The 15,058-nt window shown below is 68.1% G+C and carries 9 protein-coding genes, 1 tRNA gene, 1 other RNA gene, 2 pseudogenes and 1 CRISPR repeat array; of the genes and pseudogenes, 6 read left to right on the top strand and 7 right to left on the bottom strand.

The genetic code is table 11. The annotated features are described in order from the left end of the window. Positions 1–72: 72 nt before the first annotated feature. Positions 73–171 (top strand): annotated as a pseudogene (locus tag ACGLYG10_RS17010) (transposase-like zinc-binding domain-containing protein); the annotation flags it as partial. A 356-nt stretch (positions 172–527) separates the two neighbouring features. Here the strand turns inward: ACGLYG10_RS17010 and ffs are convergent. Continuing rightward, an RNA gene (gene ffs, locus ACGLYG10_RS14980) (signal recognition particle sRNA small type) lies at positions 528–622 on the bottom strand. 199 nt (positions 623–821) lie between these two features. Between ffs and ACGLYG10_RS14975 the strand changes: the two genes are divergently transcribed. Beyond that, positions 822–909, top strand: a tRNA-Ser gene (locus tag ACGLYG10_RS14975). 667 nt (positions 910–1,576) lie between these two features. Here the strand turns inward: ACGLYG10_RS14975 and ACGLYG10_RS17005 are convergent. Then, a pseudogene (locus tag ACGLYG10_RS17005) lies at positions 1,577–1,675 on the bottom strand (transposase-like zinc-binding domain-containing protein); the annotation flags it as partial. Between the two features lie 301 nt (positions 1,676–1,976). On the opposite strand from ACGLYG10_RS17005, the gene ACGLYG10_RS14965 reads away from it, so the two are divergent. Then, entirely contained in the window at positions 1,977–3,404 is a 1,428-nt protein-coding gene (locus ACGLYG10_RS14965) for a hypothetical protein (RefSeq protein WP_139241021.1), read from the top strand. A gap of 98 nt (positions 3,405–3,502) precedes the next feature. On the opposite strand, the gene ACGLYG10_RS14960 is transcribed toward ACGLYG10_RS14965, so the two are convergent. Continuing rightward, entirely contained in the window at positions 3,503–4,354 is an 852-nt protein-coding gene (locus ACGLYG10_RS14960) for an SDH family Clp fold serine proteinase (RefSeq protein WP_073333787.1), read from the bottom strand. Next, positions 4,354–4,545 (bottom strand): hypothetical protein, encoded by a 192-nt coding sequence (locus tag ACGLYG10_RS14955; RefSeq protein WP_073333785.1) that lies wholly within the window; start codon positions 4,543–4,545, stop codon positions 4,354–4,356. The genes ACGLYG10_RS14960 and ACGLYG10_RS14955 overlap by 1 nt, the downstream gene beginning before the upstream one ends. A gap of 850 nt (positions 4,546–5,395) precedes the next feature. Here ACGLYG10_RS14955 and ACGLYG10_RS14950 point away from each other — a divergent pair. Continuing rightward, positions 5,396–6,067 carry a septum formation family protein gene (locus ACGLYG10_RS14950; protein WP_073333783.1) on the top strand — a complete coding sequence of 224 codons (672 nt, stop codon included), beginning with the start codon at positions 5,396–5,398 and terminating at the stop codon, positions 6,065–6,067. Between the two features lie 29 nt (positions 6,068–6,096). Here the strand turns inward: ACGLYG10_RS14950 and ACGLYG10_RS14945 are convergent, their stop codons facing one another. Then, positions 6,097–11,028, bottom strand: coding sequence for an acyl-CoA dehydratase activase-related protein (locus ACGLYG10_RS14945; RefSeq protein ID WP_083566036.1), 4,932 nt, complete (start codon positions 11,026–11,028; stop codon positions 6,097–6,099). Between the two features lie 538 nt (positions 11,029–11,566). On the opposite strand from ACGLYG10_RS14945, the gene ACGLYG10_RS14940 reads away from it, so the two are divergent. Both ACGLYG10_RS14940 and ACGLYG10_RS14935 read left to right on the top strand, forming a co-directional pair. Then, positions 11,567–12,334 (top strand): TetR/AcrR family transcriptional regulator, encoded by a 768-nt coding sequence (locus ACGLYG10_RS14940; protein ID WP_083566006.1) that lies wholly within the window; start codon positions 11,567–11,569, stop codon positions 12,332–12,334. Between the two features lie 155 nt (positions 12,335–12,489). Beyond that, positions 12,490–12,828 (top strand): type II toxin-antitoxin system VapB family antitoxin, encoded by a 339-nt coding sequence (locus tag ACGLYG10_RS14935; RefSeq protein ID WP_073333778.1) that lies wholly within the window; start codon positions 12,490–12,492, stop codon positions 12,826–12,828. A 100-nt stretch (positions 12,829–12,928) separates the two neighbouring features. Continuing rightward, positions 12,929–14,185: direct repeats of the CRISPR family, unit length 36 nt; unit sequence GCCTCAATGAAGTGCAGTCCCCGGAGGGACTGCAAC. A gap of 190 nt (positions 14,186–14,375) precedes the next feature. On the opposite strand, the gene cas2 is transcribed toward ACGLYG10_RS14935, so the two are convergent. After that, positions 14,376–14,675: a CRISPR-associated endonuclease Cas2 gene (gene cas2 / locus ACGLYG10_RS14930; protein ID WP_073333776.1), complete on the bottom strand. Its 300-nt coding sequence runs from the start codon at positions 14,673–14,675 to the stop codon at positions 14,376–14,378. Positions 14,676–14,715: 40 nt separating this feature from the next. Beyond that, on the bottom strand, positions 14,716–15,058 hold a 343-nt coding region (locus tag ACGLYG10_RS14925; protein WP_432416217.1), incomplete at its 5' end, for an IS1634 family transposase.

Here is a 15,058-nt window from a genome sequence, read left to right as displayed (position 1 = left end):
AAGTCGGGGTGATTATGGCCTGGGAGGTTAACCCGGGGCGGTGGTTGACTTTCGGGGGTAGATGTGCGGGCCGTGAGAACACGGTCCCCACGAGCAAGGCTCTGCCCGATCTGTCAGACCCCTATGAAGAAGCCCGGCCGCACCGCCGCAGGCACCCAACGGTGGAAGTGCACCGCCCCGGTTGGACCGCCCACGCCCCGTTGGACCGCCCACGCCCCGTTGGACCGCTGTAACCGGCGGCTACGGCGGTCCAACCGGGGAACAGCGGTCCAACTAACAGGCTCAACAGCCACGCACACCGCCACCCAACCGCGCACCGCCACCCAAGCACTTACACAACAGGACCTAGTGAGCCCGGGGGCGCCCGAACCACACACACGTTCGCGCCGACAACCCCGAAGAAGGCCTCTGGAAACGCAAAGGCTGAGCCGGACGAACCAGCTAGAACACCCCGACACGCCGGTCTAAAGCAACACGTTCGCGCCTATAACCCGACGACAGCGCGGCGGCAACTCGACGTCCGCAAAAGTCAGGACCCCCCGTGCACCCGCCAGAGCCCGCTTACCCTTGCTACCTTCCGGTCCTGGGGGATTCACTGGATGACGCCGCACGAGGGGCCGGGTGCGAGCGTACCCGATGGGGGCCGGAGGCGGTCAAGTCCGCCGGCCAGCAAGCCATGCGGGCAGGACCGCGCCCACGCCTGCCACGTCTGCTCGTGACCGATGCCACCGCATCCAGGCCGCTGCGGGTTGGCGCTGAGGGCGCCGGGTCCGATATATTCGCGTTTCGCTACGCGTGGTGAGCAGCCGCGTGCGGCACCTGGAGGATTCGCCTAGCGGCCTATGGCGCACGCTTGGAAAGCGTGTTGGGTGCAAGCCCTCGGGGGTTCGAATCCCCCATCCTCCGCCACCGCTTTTCCCCGGAATCATAGCGATTCCGGGGATTCTCTTTTCCCTCCTGTCAACACTCCTGTCAACATCTGCCCACCACCTACGTGACGAGCACCACCGCGCGGGCACGCGAAAAAGGGGCCGCCCCACACCCGGTTTGGGTGAGGGGCAGCCATTTGCGTGTGGCGGCACGCCGCGACCGCGGGGACGACAGCCACCAAGGCAGCGCGGTCGAAGCCCATACCAATCGGGCCGTCGCCTGCCGGCTCATCACCCCTGATGCCTACTGCCGGGCCGAGATGCCGGCAGACCCTCGCATCGGGGGGTTATAGGCGCGAACGTGTTGCTTTAGACCGGCGTGTCGGGGTGTTCTAGCTGGTTCGTCCGGCCCAGCCTTTGCGTTTCCAGAGGCCTTCTTCGGGGTTGTCGGCGCGAACGTGTGTGTGGTTCGGGCGCCCCCCCGGGCTCACTAGGTCCTGTTGTGTAAGTGCTTGGGTGGCGGTGTGCGTGGCTGTTGAGCCTGTCCGTTGGACCCCTGTTCCCCGGTTGGACCGCTGTTCCCCGGTTGGACCGCTGTTCCCCGGTTGGACCGCTGTTCCCCGGTTGGACCGCCGTAGCCGCCGGTTACAGCGGTCCAACGGGGCGTGGGCGGTCCAACGGGGCGTGGGCGGTCCAACCGGGGTGGTGCACTTCCACCGTTGGGTGCCTGCGGCGGTGCGGCCGGGCTTCTTCATAGGGGTCTGGCAGATCGGGCAGAGCCTTGCTCGTGGGGACCGTGTTCTCACGGCCCGCACATCTACCCCCGAAAGTCAACCACCGCCCCGGGTTAACCTCCCAGGCCATAATCACCCCGACTTTCCCGCACCACAGCAACTAAAATCCCGATCTTTAGCAACACGTTCACGCCGATAACTCGCATCGGGGCGCTCGCCGTCGAGCTTGACGTGCCAGGTGGGTCGTGTTCGCCTACCGAGAGACGCTGCGTCGTCACAAGATCGTTGCCTGAGGCGACCTCAAAACCGCACAGACGAGCTAAGCGCAGCGCAAGATAAGAGACGCCCGCCACTGTCCGCACTCAGGGAAGAGATGAATATGAAGCCCTCCGGCTGGGGGATCGCACTGCGCGTCCTCGGCGTCCTGTCCACACTCTTCGCAGGCCTCGGGATCATCGGCATCATCGGCGCCATGTCCACCGACGACTACAGTGCCGGAGACGCCGTCCTCGGCTCCCTGATCCTCGTGATCCCACCAATCGTGGTCGCAGTGCTCCTGTTCCGCGGAGCCGAACGTGTAGACAAGTGGGCCGTCGAACGCGCCGCACGGCGAGCCGCCCAGGCCGCCGCAGCCCGGCCGACACCACCGCAACCGGCCCTGCTGCACACCCAGCCCAGCGACGAGTCACAGAAGGCCAAGGCAGCCGAGGAAAAAGCCGCGAAACAACGTCAGATAGAAGCCGAGCGACAGGCAGCCAAGGAAGGGCAGGAGGCAAAGCGTGCTGAGCGGAAGGCCGCCAGAGCCGCACGGCGAAAAGAACGCGAGGAGAAACGGGCCGCTGCCGCAGCAGCGGCTCGCGAGCGCGCCCAGGCCGAGCAGGAGCGCAAGGACCGGGAGGGCTACAGCACTGCGAGTGGTGATTGGGTGCCGCCGAAGCCGTTGGGGACGCTCGTGGACCCGTGGGCTCCCGGGCAGTCGCTTGAAGTGGTGGGGGAGCACTACCGGCAGCGGGTATTCGTGCGCTTACTGGGCCGCAAGCCGGGGTTCGACCAGTACGGCGGCGTCGAGGTTTATGGGGAGGGAATTCTTGTCCCGGACCCGAACAATCCCTACGGTGGGGATGGTGCGGTGGCCGTGTACTTCGGTGGGGAGCACGTTGGATATCTCGCCCAGGAGGACGCCGACAGATACTTTCCGACGTTGGAGAGCATGCATGGCAACGGCGTGCTCGTGCGGGTTCGAGCGAGGGTCTGGGCGAGCCGCCCCTCCGCCGGCGGCGAGGTCAATGCCCGCGTGACGCTCGTAGTGCCCGAGCCGGCAGGCATGTTCCCCTCCAATGACTTCCCCGACGCGCCGTATGCCGTAATCCCGACGGGCAGGCGCATCCAAGTGACCAAGGAGGAGGAGCACATGGACGTCCTGGCCGGGTACGTGCGTCGCGGCGTCAACGTGGACAACCATGTTGCGGCGTCCCTGAGGTCCATTAACGAGATCCGGCCCCGGTCGTCATACGAATGCGTGCAGGTCGAGATCGACGGGCAGCGCGTCGGAGTACTGACCAAGGGACAGTCGGACAAGCTCCTGCCCCTGGTCAGGCACATCGAGCAGCGCGGCTACGTGCCGATCGTGAGGGCCGTGGTCAAGGGCACCAAGCTCAAGGCCGACGTCGTGCTCAACACCGCCGACGCGGAAACCATTGACGAGGACTGGCTCGACGACCTCGGCGAAGCCATCACCGACGCGAACATCGACAAGATGCCCGCCACCACGCCCCGCCCGGACTTCGACTGGGACGACTAGCAAACCGCGAGCACCCCGCGCTGATGGAAGGAAAGCGCCGACCCTGCATAGGGCCGGCGCAATACCTGGGTGGGCGATCGGTCAGGGGAGAGAACAGGTCATCCCTCATGCGATGCGCGAACGCCCTCGTAGATGGCTGTATTGCCGCGAGGCCAGCAACCGAGAGCGAAGTAGTGCGTCCAGAGCGCCCAGACCAACTTCCAAGCCTCGTCATTGCAGTCCGCGGCTGTAGCGGGCAGACCGACGGCGGCAGCGTGGTCGACAGATACGACTGCCGAATGGCTTCTTGGCGCATCGATCAGGAGTGGCTTCAGTTCTCCGGCGAGACGCTCGACCTCATCCCCTGATCTACCAGCTGCGGACAACGCTTCACGCATGAGCGACTCCGACCTATCAAGGGCCGATCGCGCCTGCTCAAGCATCACCATAGTGACGTCGGCGAGCATCGACGAGAACAGAGGGTAAGCGTTCGGGTTCTGAGTTGTCCGAGCCTCCGCCTCCTCAACCGCCGCGACGATGTCCTTGGCGCTGGACATCGTCGGTCGCCCGGTCTCGTCGGTGTAGAGCATCTGCGGGTCGATCGGGCCGAGGTCGCCGCCGGGCCCCATCACGATGTGGTTCGCGCCGAGGCAAAGGATCGTGGCGGCGCTCTTTGCCATGTCCGGCACAAGCACCGTGAGTTCACGGCACCGCGTCTGCATTGAGCGGACCATACGCAGAGCGGTCTCCCCATCGCCGCCCGGGGACGACAGGAGCAAGTGAAGGTCCTTCTCTGGATCACAGTCGACGAGGAGTTCCTCAAGGATTGTCATGTTCGTCCAGCCGATCTGGTCGATCACGACGATGAGATTCACGTCTTTGAGATCCTGATACTGCTTGATCAGCTCCTGGCGTGCGTAGCGGGCCGAATGCTCCGCGTGGAACAGCGGAGTATGCGGTGCCGAGGCCATCAGATACGGCCAACCACGGGGCGGAAGCTCTTCCTCTTGCCGCGGCGCAGCTTGGCCCCCTGACGACGTGCCTCCATCGCAAGTTCGGCCTTGGCGGCCCAGTCCTGGCCCCTGTCCTTGGTCGGCTGAGGGAGCGCCGGGGTCGGCTCCTCGCGCTGAGGCGCCGGGGCGGTGGACGTCGTTATCATCATCGACCTCCTGGCGGTGGTGCGGAACGAGTTGCTTAATCATGGTAGTGGGCCCAAGGGCCCATTACTAGGTGACTTTCTTCCCAGGTCAGTTAGCCCTCGCACGCGGTGGGGCGTACAGGGCAGCCGTTCAACCGTCGGCCCCAATCGCCCGCCCAGCTGAACAAGACCCCGGCAATGATGGGTGTACCGGCATCTCAGAGGCCTTGAGACTCAACCGTCCCAGGAGCGTGAAGACAACATAGCGGGGTAGACGCACGAAGCGTCGCCGTTCATGCCGAATCGTTGCTGCTACCTGACGAACCGTCACCGGAACACACGAACCGTCCATACCCACAACGGCGCCGACGACGTCCTCATCAACCCGAACACGACCACCACACCCCGACCGCCGGCCCGAACCACCACCCCCACACACACAAACCGCCGGTTAAGTCGTTCCTAGAACTTTCACAGCGCCACATCGGGGGACCTCCCAGCCGCAGCGGGTTACATGGTCACTGCCGCCGGGCGGAACGGGTCATGAGGGAATGGGGAGCCCAGTGACTGACCCACTTCCGAGACGAGACGGGTACATGGGAGCCCGCGCCGCGTCGTCCTGGCGAAGGAGGACCGCCCCTCGGGACCGGGAACCCCGAGGGCTTCGAGCACCTCGTCGGTGGCCTGTGGGCCGGGGACACCACCCGCCCACGGGCCACCGGCATGTCCGGCGGCATCCCCCGCGCAGCGCTGAATGCGTTGGTGGGCGTGTCGGATCCGGCGCAACGGCCGGCGGCCGGCGGGGCACCGATGAGCCCACGGCCGCGCACGGGCGCCTTTCCGTCCCCGGAGCAATGTGTGTCAGCCTTAAGACATGCGTCATCCCCGTACCGCGCTCGCCATCCCCGCCGCGCTACTGCTTGCCCTGGGAGTGACGGCATGCCAGGGCGGCACCACGGCGGACCCCGCCACGCCCACAACCACGCCGTCGCCGTCCGCCACACCCAGTCAGGGCGTGCCGCTCCAGGAGGCCCTCGCCACCCCGACCGCACAGACCGTTTCCGCCATGGACATCGAGGTCGGCGACTGCCTGACCTATGCCACGCCCGGGGACGCGGCAGACGCCGGCGCGGAAACCTCGAACACACAGACGCCGGAGCCCTCCGCGTCACAGCCCGACACCGCCACGGCGGACGCCTCGGCAAACACCGCGAGCGCCGCCGAGCCCGGCACCGTCTCCAGCGTCGATCTCATCGACTGCGCCGCCCCACACCGCTACGAGGTCTACGCGGAGGGCGCGATCGCCGCGGACGCCTTCCCGGAAGGCGACCTCATGGAGCAGTACGTCTCGGACATCTGCTACGACGCCTTCGAGAACTACGTCGGCACCAGCTACGACGACGCCTACACCCAGGGCCGCTACGCGGTCACCTCCCTGCGGCCCACGCAGAGCACCTGGGCACAGGGCGACCGCAGAGTCTCCTGCCTGCTGACCTCCGTGGATGGCGGCGACCTGACCGGGTCCGCCCGCAGCTCTGACGGCTGACCCGCTACGGCGACCGTCTACTGCGCGACTTACACCCGGTCGGCGCCGACCCGCTCGGGAGAGGCCACGTCCGGTGAGGTCGGCGTGCCATCGGGGGCGGGTCCCAAGTCGGCGATCAGGTCGCGGGCGGTGCGCCCGTCCTCCGAGGCGTTGTCAATGCCGGTGAGCAGCCGATCCGCGGTCGACGACGACGCCTCCGCCGTCCGCACGCCCGCCGGTGTGGCCGGTGCGCCGGCCGCATCCCGCGCGGCATCCTCCTGCATCATGAAGGCGGTGGAGATCATCAGCTTGATGCGGTTGAGCTGGTTGACCTCGCTGGCGCCGGGGTCGTAGTCGATGCCGACGATGTTGGCCTGCGGGTAGCGGCGGCGGATCTCCCGGAACATGCCCTTGCCGACCACGTGGTTGGGCAGGCAGGCGAAGGGCTGGCAGCACACGATGTTGGGGGTGCCGTGCTCGATGAGTTCGATCATCTCGGCGGTCAGCAGCCAGCCCTCGCCGGCCTGGTTGCCGAGGCTGAGGATCTGGCCGGCCTTCTCGGCCATTTCCGCGATGGGGGACTCGACGTCGAACTTGCCGCCGGCGGCGGCCAGGGCGGCGCGGGCGGGGGCCTGCACCTGCTCGATGAACCACACGCCCGCCTTCTTCTGGTAGACGGTGTCGGTGCCGATGCCGTAGGTGTCCGCCTTCCACTGGGCGGTGGTCATGCCGTTGAGGAAGAAGCCCAGCAGCCCGGGGACGACGGCCTCGCAGCCCTCGGCCTCGATCTGGTCGACCACGTGGTTGTTGGCGTCCGGCTGGAACTTGACCAGGATCTCCCCCACGACGCCGACGCGCGGCTTGCGGGGCACATCCGCCAGCTCCAGCGCATCGAACTCGTGCACCATCTCCCGCAGCAGGCGGCGGTAGCCGATGCGCCCGCCCCAGGTGGTGGAGCGGCCCTTGTGCTCGAAGAACTCGCAGGCGATCTGGCTCCAGCGCTCGTACAGCGCCTGCGCGGAGCCGGGCACCGCCTCGTAGGGCCGCACCCGCAGCAGGCAGGTGCTCAGGGTGTCGCCGATGACGACCCCCTGCAGCGCCTTGTAGGCCATGGTGGGGGTGAGCTTGAAGCCGGGGTTCTCCTCAATGCCCTGCAGGGAGACGGCCAGCACCGGGATCTGCGGGTAGCCGGCCTCGCGCAGGCCCTTGCGGAGCATGGCGGCGTAGTTGGTGGCGCGGCACATGCCGCCGGTCTGGGAGATGGCGACCACGCACTTGTCCGGATCGTGGGAGCCGTCCTCGAAGGCGCCGATGAGCTGGCCGATCACCATGATGGCGGGGAAGCAGGCGTCGTTGTTGACGTAGCGCAGCCCCACCTCGAGGTCGGCCTTGCTGGCGGACTCCAGCAGCTCGACCTTGTAGCCCAGGCGTCGCATGAGCGGCACCAGCGGCCGGAAGTGGATCGGGCTCATTTGCGGCATGAGGATGGTGTGGGTCTCGCGCATCTCCTCGGTGAACATCGGGGTGGTGGCGGCCGGCAGGCTCCGCTCGCTGCGGGCCACGCGCCCGGCGAGCGTGTGGTCGCCGTCGTCCGCGGGCGCCGGGTTCTCGCGCGAAGCACCGCCGTCCTCCTTGCCGACGGCGATAGCGTCCCCGGCGGTGGGCGTGGTGGTGTCGACCTCGACGGGCTCGTCCGCGAGGTCCTGCGCCTGCTCGTCGACGCCGGCGTCCGCCGCCTGCTCTCCCGCCTCCCGCTGCCGCCGGCGCGCCTCGCTGGCGGCGGCGAGCGAGCGCAGGCGGATGGTGGCGGCGCCGAGGTTGGAGACCTCGTCGATCTTGAGGGTGGTGTACACCCCGCCGGCGGACTCGAGGATCTCCTGCACCTGGTCGGTGGTGACGGCGTCGACGCCGCAGCCGAAGGAGTTCAGCTGCACCAGTTCGAGGTCGTCGGCCCGGGTGACCAGCTCGGCGGCCCGGTACAGGCGCGAGTGGTAGGCCCACTGGTCGCGTACGCGCAGCTTCGGGGACACGTTGGCGACGGCGACCGACGCCGTCGGCGCCTCCAGCCCCTCCGCGGTGACGTCGGACCAGTCGGCGGGCGCCTGCGGGTCCTCCTTGCCGCGGCCCAGGCCGCGGCGGATGGAGGCGACGGCGCGGGACAGTGCGCCGCCGGCCACCTGGTGCTCGACGCCGTCCCCGGCGCCGTCGGGGGACGGCTCGGGTTCGGGCAGGATCGAGTCCTCGGAGAGGACGGCCATGCCCAGGGTGTTGATGACGTCGGGGACGCCGTGGTTGATCTCGGGGTCGATGTGGTAGGGGCGGCCGGCCAGGACTATGCCCTTGCGGCCGTTTTCGCGCATCCATTCCAGGGTGCGGCGGCCCTCGGCGCGCACGTCCGCCTTGAAGGCGGCGTCCTCGGCGAAGCCCGCCGCTACGGCCTTGCGGGCCTCGGGGAGGGTGACGTTCCAGTCGGCGAAGACCTCCACCAGCCGCTCGGCCAGCTTGGCCGGGTCGGCGAGGTTCAGGAAGGGCGCGAGCATGCGCACGCCGTCGGTCTTCTCCCCCTCGGCGGGCGCGGCGCCGTCGGCATCCGCGCCGTCGCGAATGGCCTCCACGTTGTTGCGGATGACCTCGGGGTAGGTGGCCACGATCGGGCAGTTGTAGTGGTCGTCGGCGCCGTCGACGAGTCCGCGCTCGTAGAAGACGCAGGGGAACCAGATGGTCTTCACGCCCTTGTCGATCAACGACTGGACGTGACCGTGGGCGAGCTTGGCCGGGTAGCACACGTTCTCGGAGGGGATGGAGTCCATGCCCTTCTCGAACAGTTCGTGGTTGGAGCGGCCCGACAGCATGACGCGGAAGCCCAGCTGGGTGAGGATCGTGAACCACAGCGGGTAGTTCTCGTACATGCCCAGCACCCGGGGCACGCCGATCTCGCCGCGGGTGTCCTGCCCCTGGCGCAGGCGCCGGTAGGCGAAGGTGCGCCGGTACTTGTAGTCGTACAGGTTGGGCATGTCGGACTTGGTCTTGCGGCGCTCCTGGGTGGCGCCGCGCTCGCAGCGGTTGCCGGACACGTGCCGCTGGCCGTCGTTGAAGGTGGTGATGGTCAGCTTGCAGTGGTTCTGGCACAGCTTGCACACCGTGGTCTCGGTGGTGAAGCCGAAGCGGGACAGCTCGGCCAGGCTCATCAGCGTGCCGGGGACGCCGTCGTAGGTCTCGTGGGCGGTCAGGGCGGCGCCGAAGCAGCCCATGAGGCCGGCGATGTCGGGGCGGACCACCTCGCGCCCGGTGAGCAGCTCGAAGGCGCGCAGCACGGCGTCGTTGAGGAAGGTGCCGCCCTGAACGCTGATGCGCTCGCCCAGCTGGGAGGCGTCGCGCAGCTTGATGACCTTGTACAGGGCGTTGCGCACCACCGAGTAGGACAGTCCGGCGCTGATGTCGCCGGGGGTGGCGTTCTCCTTCTGGGCCTGCTTGACCGAGGAGTTCATGAACACGGTGCAGCGGCTGCCCAGGTCCACCGGGCTGTCCGCGGTCAGCGCGGAGGCGGAGAACTCCTGGATGGACTGGCCCATGGACTGGGCGAAGGTCTGCAGGAAGGAGCCGCAGCCGGCGGAGCAGGCCTCGTTTACGGAGATGGAGTCGATGGCGCCGCCGCGGATGCGCAGGTACTTCATGTCCTGCCCGCCGATGTCGATGACGCTGGTGACGCCGGGGTTCAGGTGGGCGGCGGCCCGGTAGTGGGCCATGGTCTCCACCACGCCCTCGTCGATGCGCAGCGCGGCCTTGACGATGCCCTCGCCGTAGCCGGTGACGCAGGAGCGGACGATGCGCACGTGCTCGGGCATCTCCAGGTGGATGCGGCGCAGGATCTCGACGGCGGCGGTGACGGGGTCGCCCTCGTTGCCGGCGTAGTGCTCCCAGACGATGCGGTTTTGCTCGTCGACGACGACGGCCTTGATGGTGGTGGAGCCGGCGTCGATGCCCAGGAAGCAGTCCTGGTAGTGGGTGGGGGCGCCGTCGGCGGCCTCGGCGTCGGCGGGCGGGGCGGGCCAGCCGACCCGCTCCACGGTGGCCTGGGCGTGACGGGCGCGGAAGGCGGCGAGTTCGGCGTCGTCGGCGAACAGGGGGCGCATGCGGCTGGCGCCCGTGCCGGCGGCGCGGCGGGAGGCGAGGCGGTCGGAGATCTCGGTCAGCGGCGTCGGCTCCCCGTCGGCCAGGAGGGCGGCGCCGACGGCGACGTACAGCTGGGCGTCGTCGGGGCAGGTGAAGGAGTCGACCTGGTCGGCCAGGGTGCGTTCGAAGGCCCGGCGCAGCTCGGGCAGGAAGTGCAGCGGGCCGCCGAGGAACATGACGTTGCCGCGGATGGGGCGGCCGCAGGCCAGGCCGGCGATGGTCTGGGTGACCACGGCCTGGAGCACGGAGGCGGCCAGGTCCTCGCTGGCGGCGCCCTGGTTGATCAGCGGCTGCAGGTCGGACTTGGCGAAGACGCCGCAGCGCGAGGCGATCGGGTAGAGGGTCTGGTATTTGGCGGCGAGCTCGTTCAGGCCGGAGGCGTCGGTGTGCAGCAGCTGCGCCATCTGGTCGATGAAGGCACCGGTGCCGCCCGCGCAGGTGCCGTTCATGCGCTGCTCGGGGGTGGGGTGCAGGTAGGTGATCTTGGCGTCCTCGCCGCCGAGCTCGATGATGACATCGGCCTCGGGGTTCTTGGCCTGGACGGTGCGGGTCTCGGCGATGACCTCCTGCACGAAGGGCAGGCCCATCAGGTTGGCCAGGTTCAGGCCGGCGCTGCCGGTGACGGCGCCGCGCACGCGCGCGCCCGGGAAGGCGGCGTCGACCTCGGCCAGTAGGCGGGAGACCTCGCCGCGCACGTCGGCGTTGTGGCGGCGGTACTCGGCAAAGACCGGCTCGGGGAAGGGCTCGCCCGCGACCGGTTCGGGCAGCAGCACGAGCTTGACGGTGGTGGAGCCGATGTCCAGGCCCATGCGCAGGGCGGCGGCGGGGTTGGCGGTATCGGCGTCGGCGGCCGTCGTCGCAGATGGGGCGCCTGCGGCGGCCGTGCCGGTGGCGCGCCGGGCGGGGAAGGCGGGCATGCCGAGCGGGATGGCCATAAGCGACGGGCCCGTGCTGGCGACCGGCCGCCCCTCATTCACGACGGGCGCGGCGCCGGAGACGGCCGGCGCGGATACAGCGGCGGGCTGCTCGACGTCGTTCCTGCGGTCAGCGTTCGCGGTCATGAATTCACCTCTCGACCCCACCCGGAATGCGTTACTTCCGGGGCCTCCCAAGACCCGGGGTCGGATAGAACCGTAATCACGGGCGCCGTCGGGCTTCAACGGTGTTGAAATAACCCGGCCCTAGGTCCTTAGTCCTGGCGGCTTTTCCTTGGAAGCGCCGCGAGCCGGACCGAAACCGCCTGAACATCCCCTGAACGCCGTTGAATATTGCGCAGCCAACCTTTCCTAATTCGGGAGAACGTGCAGCCGCCCAGGCCCCGCGAGCCGGATCGTCTAGCCTCACGACATGAGCGACGCGGCCGCACCCAGGCGATCCCATTCGGGGCAACCCCTCCCCGCCACCCCGATTCCCCAGGACACAGGCGACGTCGACCCCGCCCCTCCCGGCACCAGCTCCGCATCCGCACCCGCACGTCGTCGGGGGCCACGCTCCGGCAGTCGCGCGGGCACGGGCGCCGAGACCACGCGCGACGCCATCCTCGACGCCGCCCGCACCTCCTTCCTAGCCAAGGGCTTCGCCAAGACCACCATCCGCGGGGTCGCCCGGGCCGCCGGCGTCGACCCGGCGCTCGTCTCCTACTACTTCGGCTCCAAGGGCGACCTGTTCGGCGCCTCCATGAACCTGCGCATACGCGCCAGCGAGGAGATCGCCAAGGTGATCTCCGGCGACATCCGCACCGCCGGGCCGCGCCTGGTGCGCCTGGCGATGACCGCCTGGGACGACTCCTCCGGCGGGGTCACGTTCCGTTCCCTGCTGCGCTGGGTGTCCACCGACGACGGCGCCCCCGAGGCCGTGCAGACCTACGCCACCGAGCAGATCGCCGTACCGGTTGCGCAGGCCCTGGAGCAGGCCGGGGTGCTGGGACCCGACGCCCGCGAGCGCGCCACCCTGGCCGGCAGCCAGTTGGTGGGCCTGGCGATGATCCGCTACGTCTTCCAGGTGGAGCCGCTGGCCAGCGCCCCCGTGGACCACCTGGTGGAGGTCGTGGGGCCGACCATTCAGCACTACCTCACCGGTCCCCTGCTGCGCCGGCAGACGCCGGAGAGCCGCTGATCCGCCGTCCTATGCGCCTCCGGGCGGATGCGCACCACCAGCCCGGGACTAACGGGGCTCAGCAAACGGGGCCAACGGGGTCCGGCTCTCGGGCGGGATTGTCCGAATGCCGTTCCGTGTCCCGGTGTGTCACACGTTCCCGTTAGCATGGGTTCGTGATTTTCAAGGCCGTCGGCGACAGTGCGCCCTACCCCGCTCACGGGGTCACTGCGCAGCGCGACTGGGCGGCCATCCCTCCTCGTCAGATCCGGCTCGACCAGTTGGTGACCACGCGGGCGCAGCTGGACCTGCGCGGCCTGCTCGACGACGACTCCACCTTCTACGGTGATTTGTTCGCCCACGTCGTCGCCTGGAACGGGGAGTTGTATCTGGAGACCGGTCTGCACCGGGCCCTGCGCGCCGCGCTCCAGGGGCGCACCTCCATCCACGCGCGCGTCCTCGAACTGACCAACGACGGCCGCCCCGTCTCCGCCCCGCCGCCGCCCACGGAGTAGTAGACGGCGGCGGGCGTAAACGCCGAGGCGGGTAGACGGAGTTCCTAAGCGTCAGTCTGGGCGCCGACATGCATGTCTCACAGACATGATGTCGGCGCCCAGCTCAATGAAGTGCAGTCCCCGGAGGGACTGCAACCGGTGACGCCCTGGCTGCGGTGCACGGTGGACGCGCCTCAATGAAGTGCAGTCCCCGGAGGGACTGCAACGACGAGGTCGTCGGCGGCCCGCTCGCTGATATCCGGGCCTCAATGAAGTGCAGTCCCCGGAGGGACTGCAACCTGGCTCGTGCACTGGGCGGCGGGAAGACCCGCGGCAAGCCTCAATGAAGTGCAGTCCCCGGAGGGACTGCAACCGCACTCACGCTCGCCTGCCATGTCGCACGCGCGCTGCCTCAATGAAGTGCAGTCCCCGGAGGGACTGCAACCGGGGTTCCTGATCGCCCAGGAGGAGGCCCCGCTCTCGCCTCAATGAAGTGCAGTCCCCGGAGGGACTGCAACCGCTCGGGGAGCGGGTGATCGATGATCTGGCTGCCGCCTCAATGAAGTGCAGTCCCCGGAGGGACTGCAACTTGGCCGGGTCGACGCGGCGGCGGGTGCGCCCGTGCAGGCCTCAATGAAGTGCAGTCCCCGGAGGGACTGCAACCCGTGAACGTGACGGGGTGAGCGCACCCAATCGCGCCTCAATGAAGTGCAGTCCCCGGAGGGACTGCAACTCGAGGGGGCGGCCGGTGTGATCCCGGCTATGAGGCCTCAATGAAGTGCAGTCCCCGGAGGGACTGCAACGAGGGCCTGATCGCAGACACGTCGACCCGGGTCGTGCCTCAATGAAGTGCAGTCCCCGGAGGGACTGCAACCTTAACGGGTGGGCTGCCCCCGGCGGCGGGTCCGCCACGCCTCAATGAAGTGCAGTCCCCGGAGGGACTGCAACCGGGGTCGTCGGCCGAGACCATCATGCCGTCACCGCCTCAATGAAGTGCAGTCCCCGGAGGGACTGCAACCGGGCAGCTTTACGCGCCCACCCCGATACCTACCTGCCTCAATGAAGTGCAGTCCCCGGAGGGACTGCAACTGGCCGCCCGTGAGGCCGACACCAGCGCCGGCCGCGAGCCTCAATGAAGTGCAGTCCCCGGAGGGACTGCAACCGGTGGGGTAGCGATACGGCGTGCGCGGTGTATGAGGCCTCAATGAAGTGCAGTCCCCGGAGGGACTGCAACGAGTCGTCTTCCCCCTCGGTGCCGGCGGTCTCCTCGCCTCAATGAAGTGCAGTCCCCGGAGGGACTGCAACACTCGGCGGCAGTGACAGCAGCCTGATAGTCCGTCTCGCCTCAATGAAGTGCAGTCCCCGGAGGGACTGCAACAGCACCAATAGATTAGCCCACCACGTCGCGACTATGGAGCCACATCGCGAGCGCTCGTCCCGGACGCACCACCTTGACGCACTCCACACCGAGCCGTGTGTCCTCCGAAATGCCACAAAACGCGGCGTTGAGGGCGGCGAGCGCTACCGGGCTCATCCGGACCACCGGAGCGCTCGCCGCCAGTCACAGGCTACGCGACAAGCGGCCCCTCAGGCGTGATCGTCCGGGTCAAACCGATGTAGGAAAAGCGCTCGGCGTCAACGCTGGCCAACAGGCCTACATCGCACAGCAACACAGAATCCTCATCGGGATCGATGACCTCGTCGAGCTCGGCACGCATCCGCAAAAGCTTCGCCGGAGTAGCATCAACAACAAAGACCGAGTACTGGATACGATCGCCATACTTGAGCAGTTTCTTGGCAACCCGGCTTCGGCGTCTATCCGACGGCACATCATAAGCTACCGGGACCCGCCTAACATCGTCCCGCATCAGCGAATCGTCACCCCCTTATAGCCTGAGTCCTGACAGTTTAGTGCCCTGCGGCGTTCAGGTTGTTGAGGATTTGCTGTGCGGTCTGGGTGAGCTGGGGCTGGGCGGTTATTTGGTGGCCGTTGATGGTGATGGTGACTTCCTGGAGGGGCCGCAGTTCGCGGACGAGTCGTTTGATGCTGATGCCGGTGGCGGCTTGTAGGTGGCGGGCGACGGCCAGGGATGCCATCACCGCGGTGAGATGGGCTTGAATGGCGTCGTGGGTGTGGTGGAAGACGGGCCTGGCCCGCAGGTCGTGCTTGCTCATGCGGAATGATTGCTCCACGTGCCACAGCTCGTGGTAGGAGGCGATCACCTCACCGGCGGGCATCACCGTGGCGGGG

It is taken from the genome of Actinomyces glycerinitolerans, from assembly GCF_900098745.1.
Classification (GTDB): Bacteria; Actinomycetota; Actinomycetes; order Actinomycetales; family Actinomycetaceae; genus Actinomyces; species Actinomyces glycerinitolerans.
The sequence above is the reverse complement of the archived record's forward strand: the minus strand, read 5'-3'. Positions and strand labels throughout refer to the sequence as shown.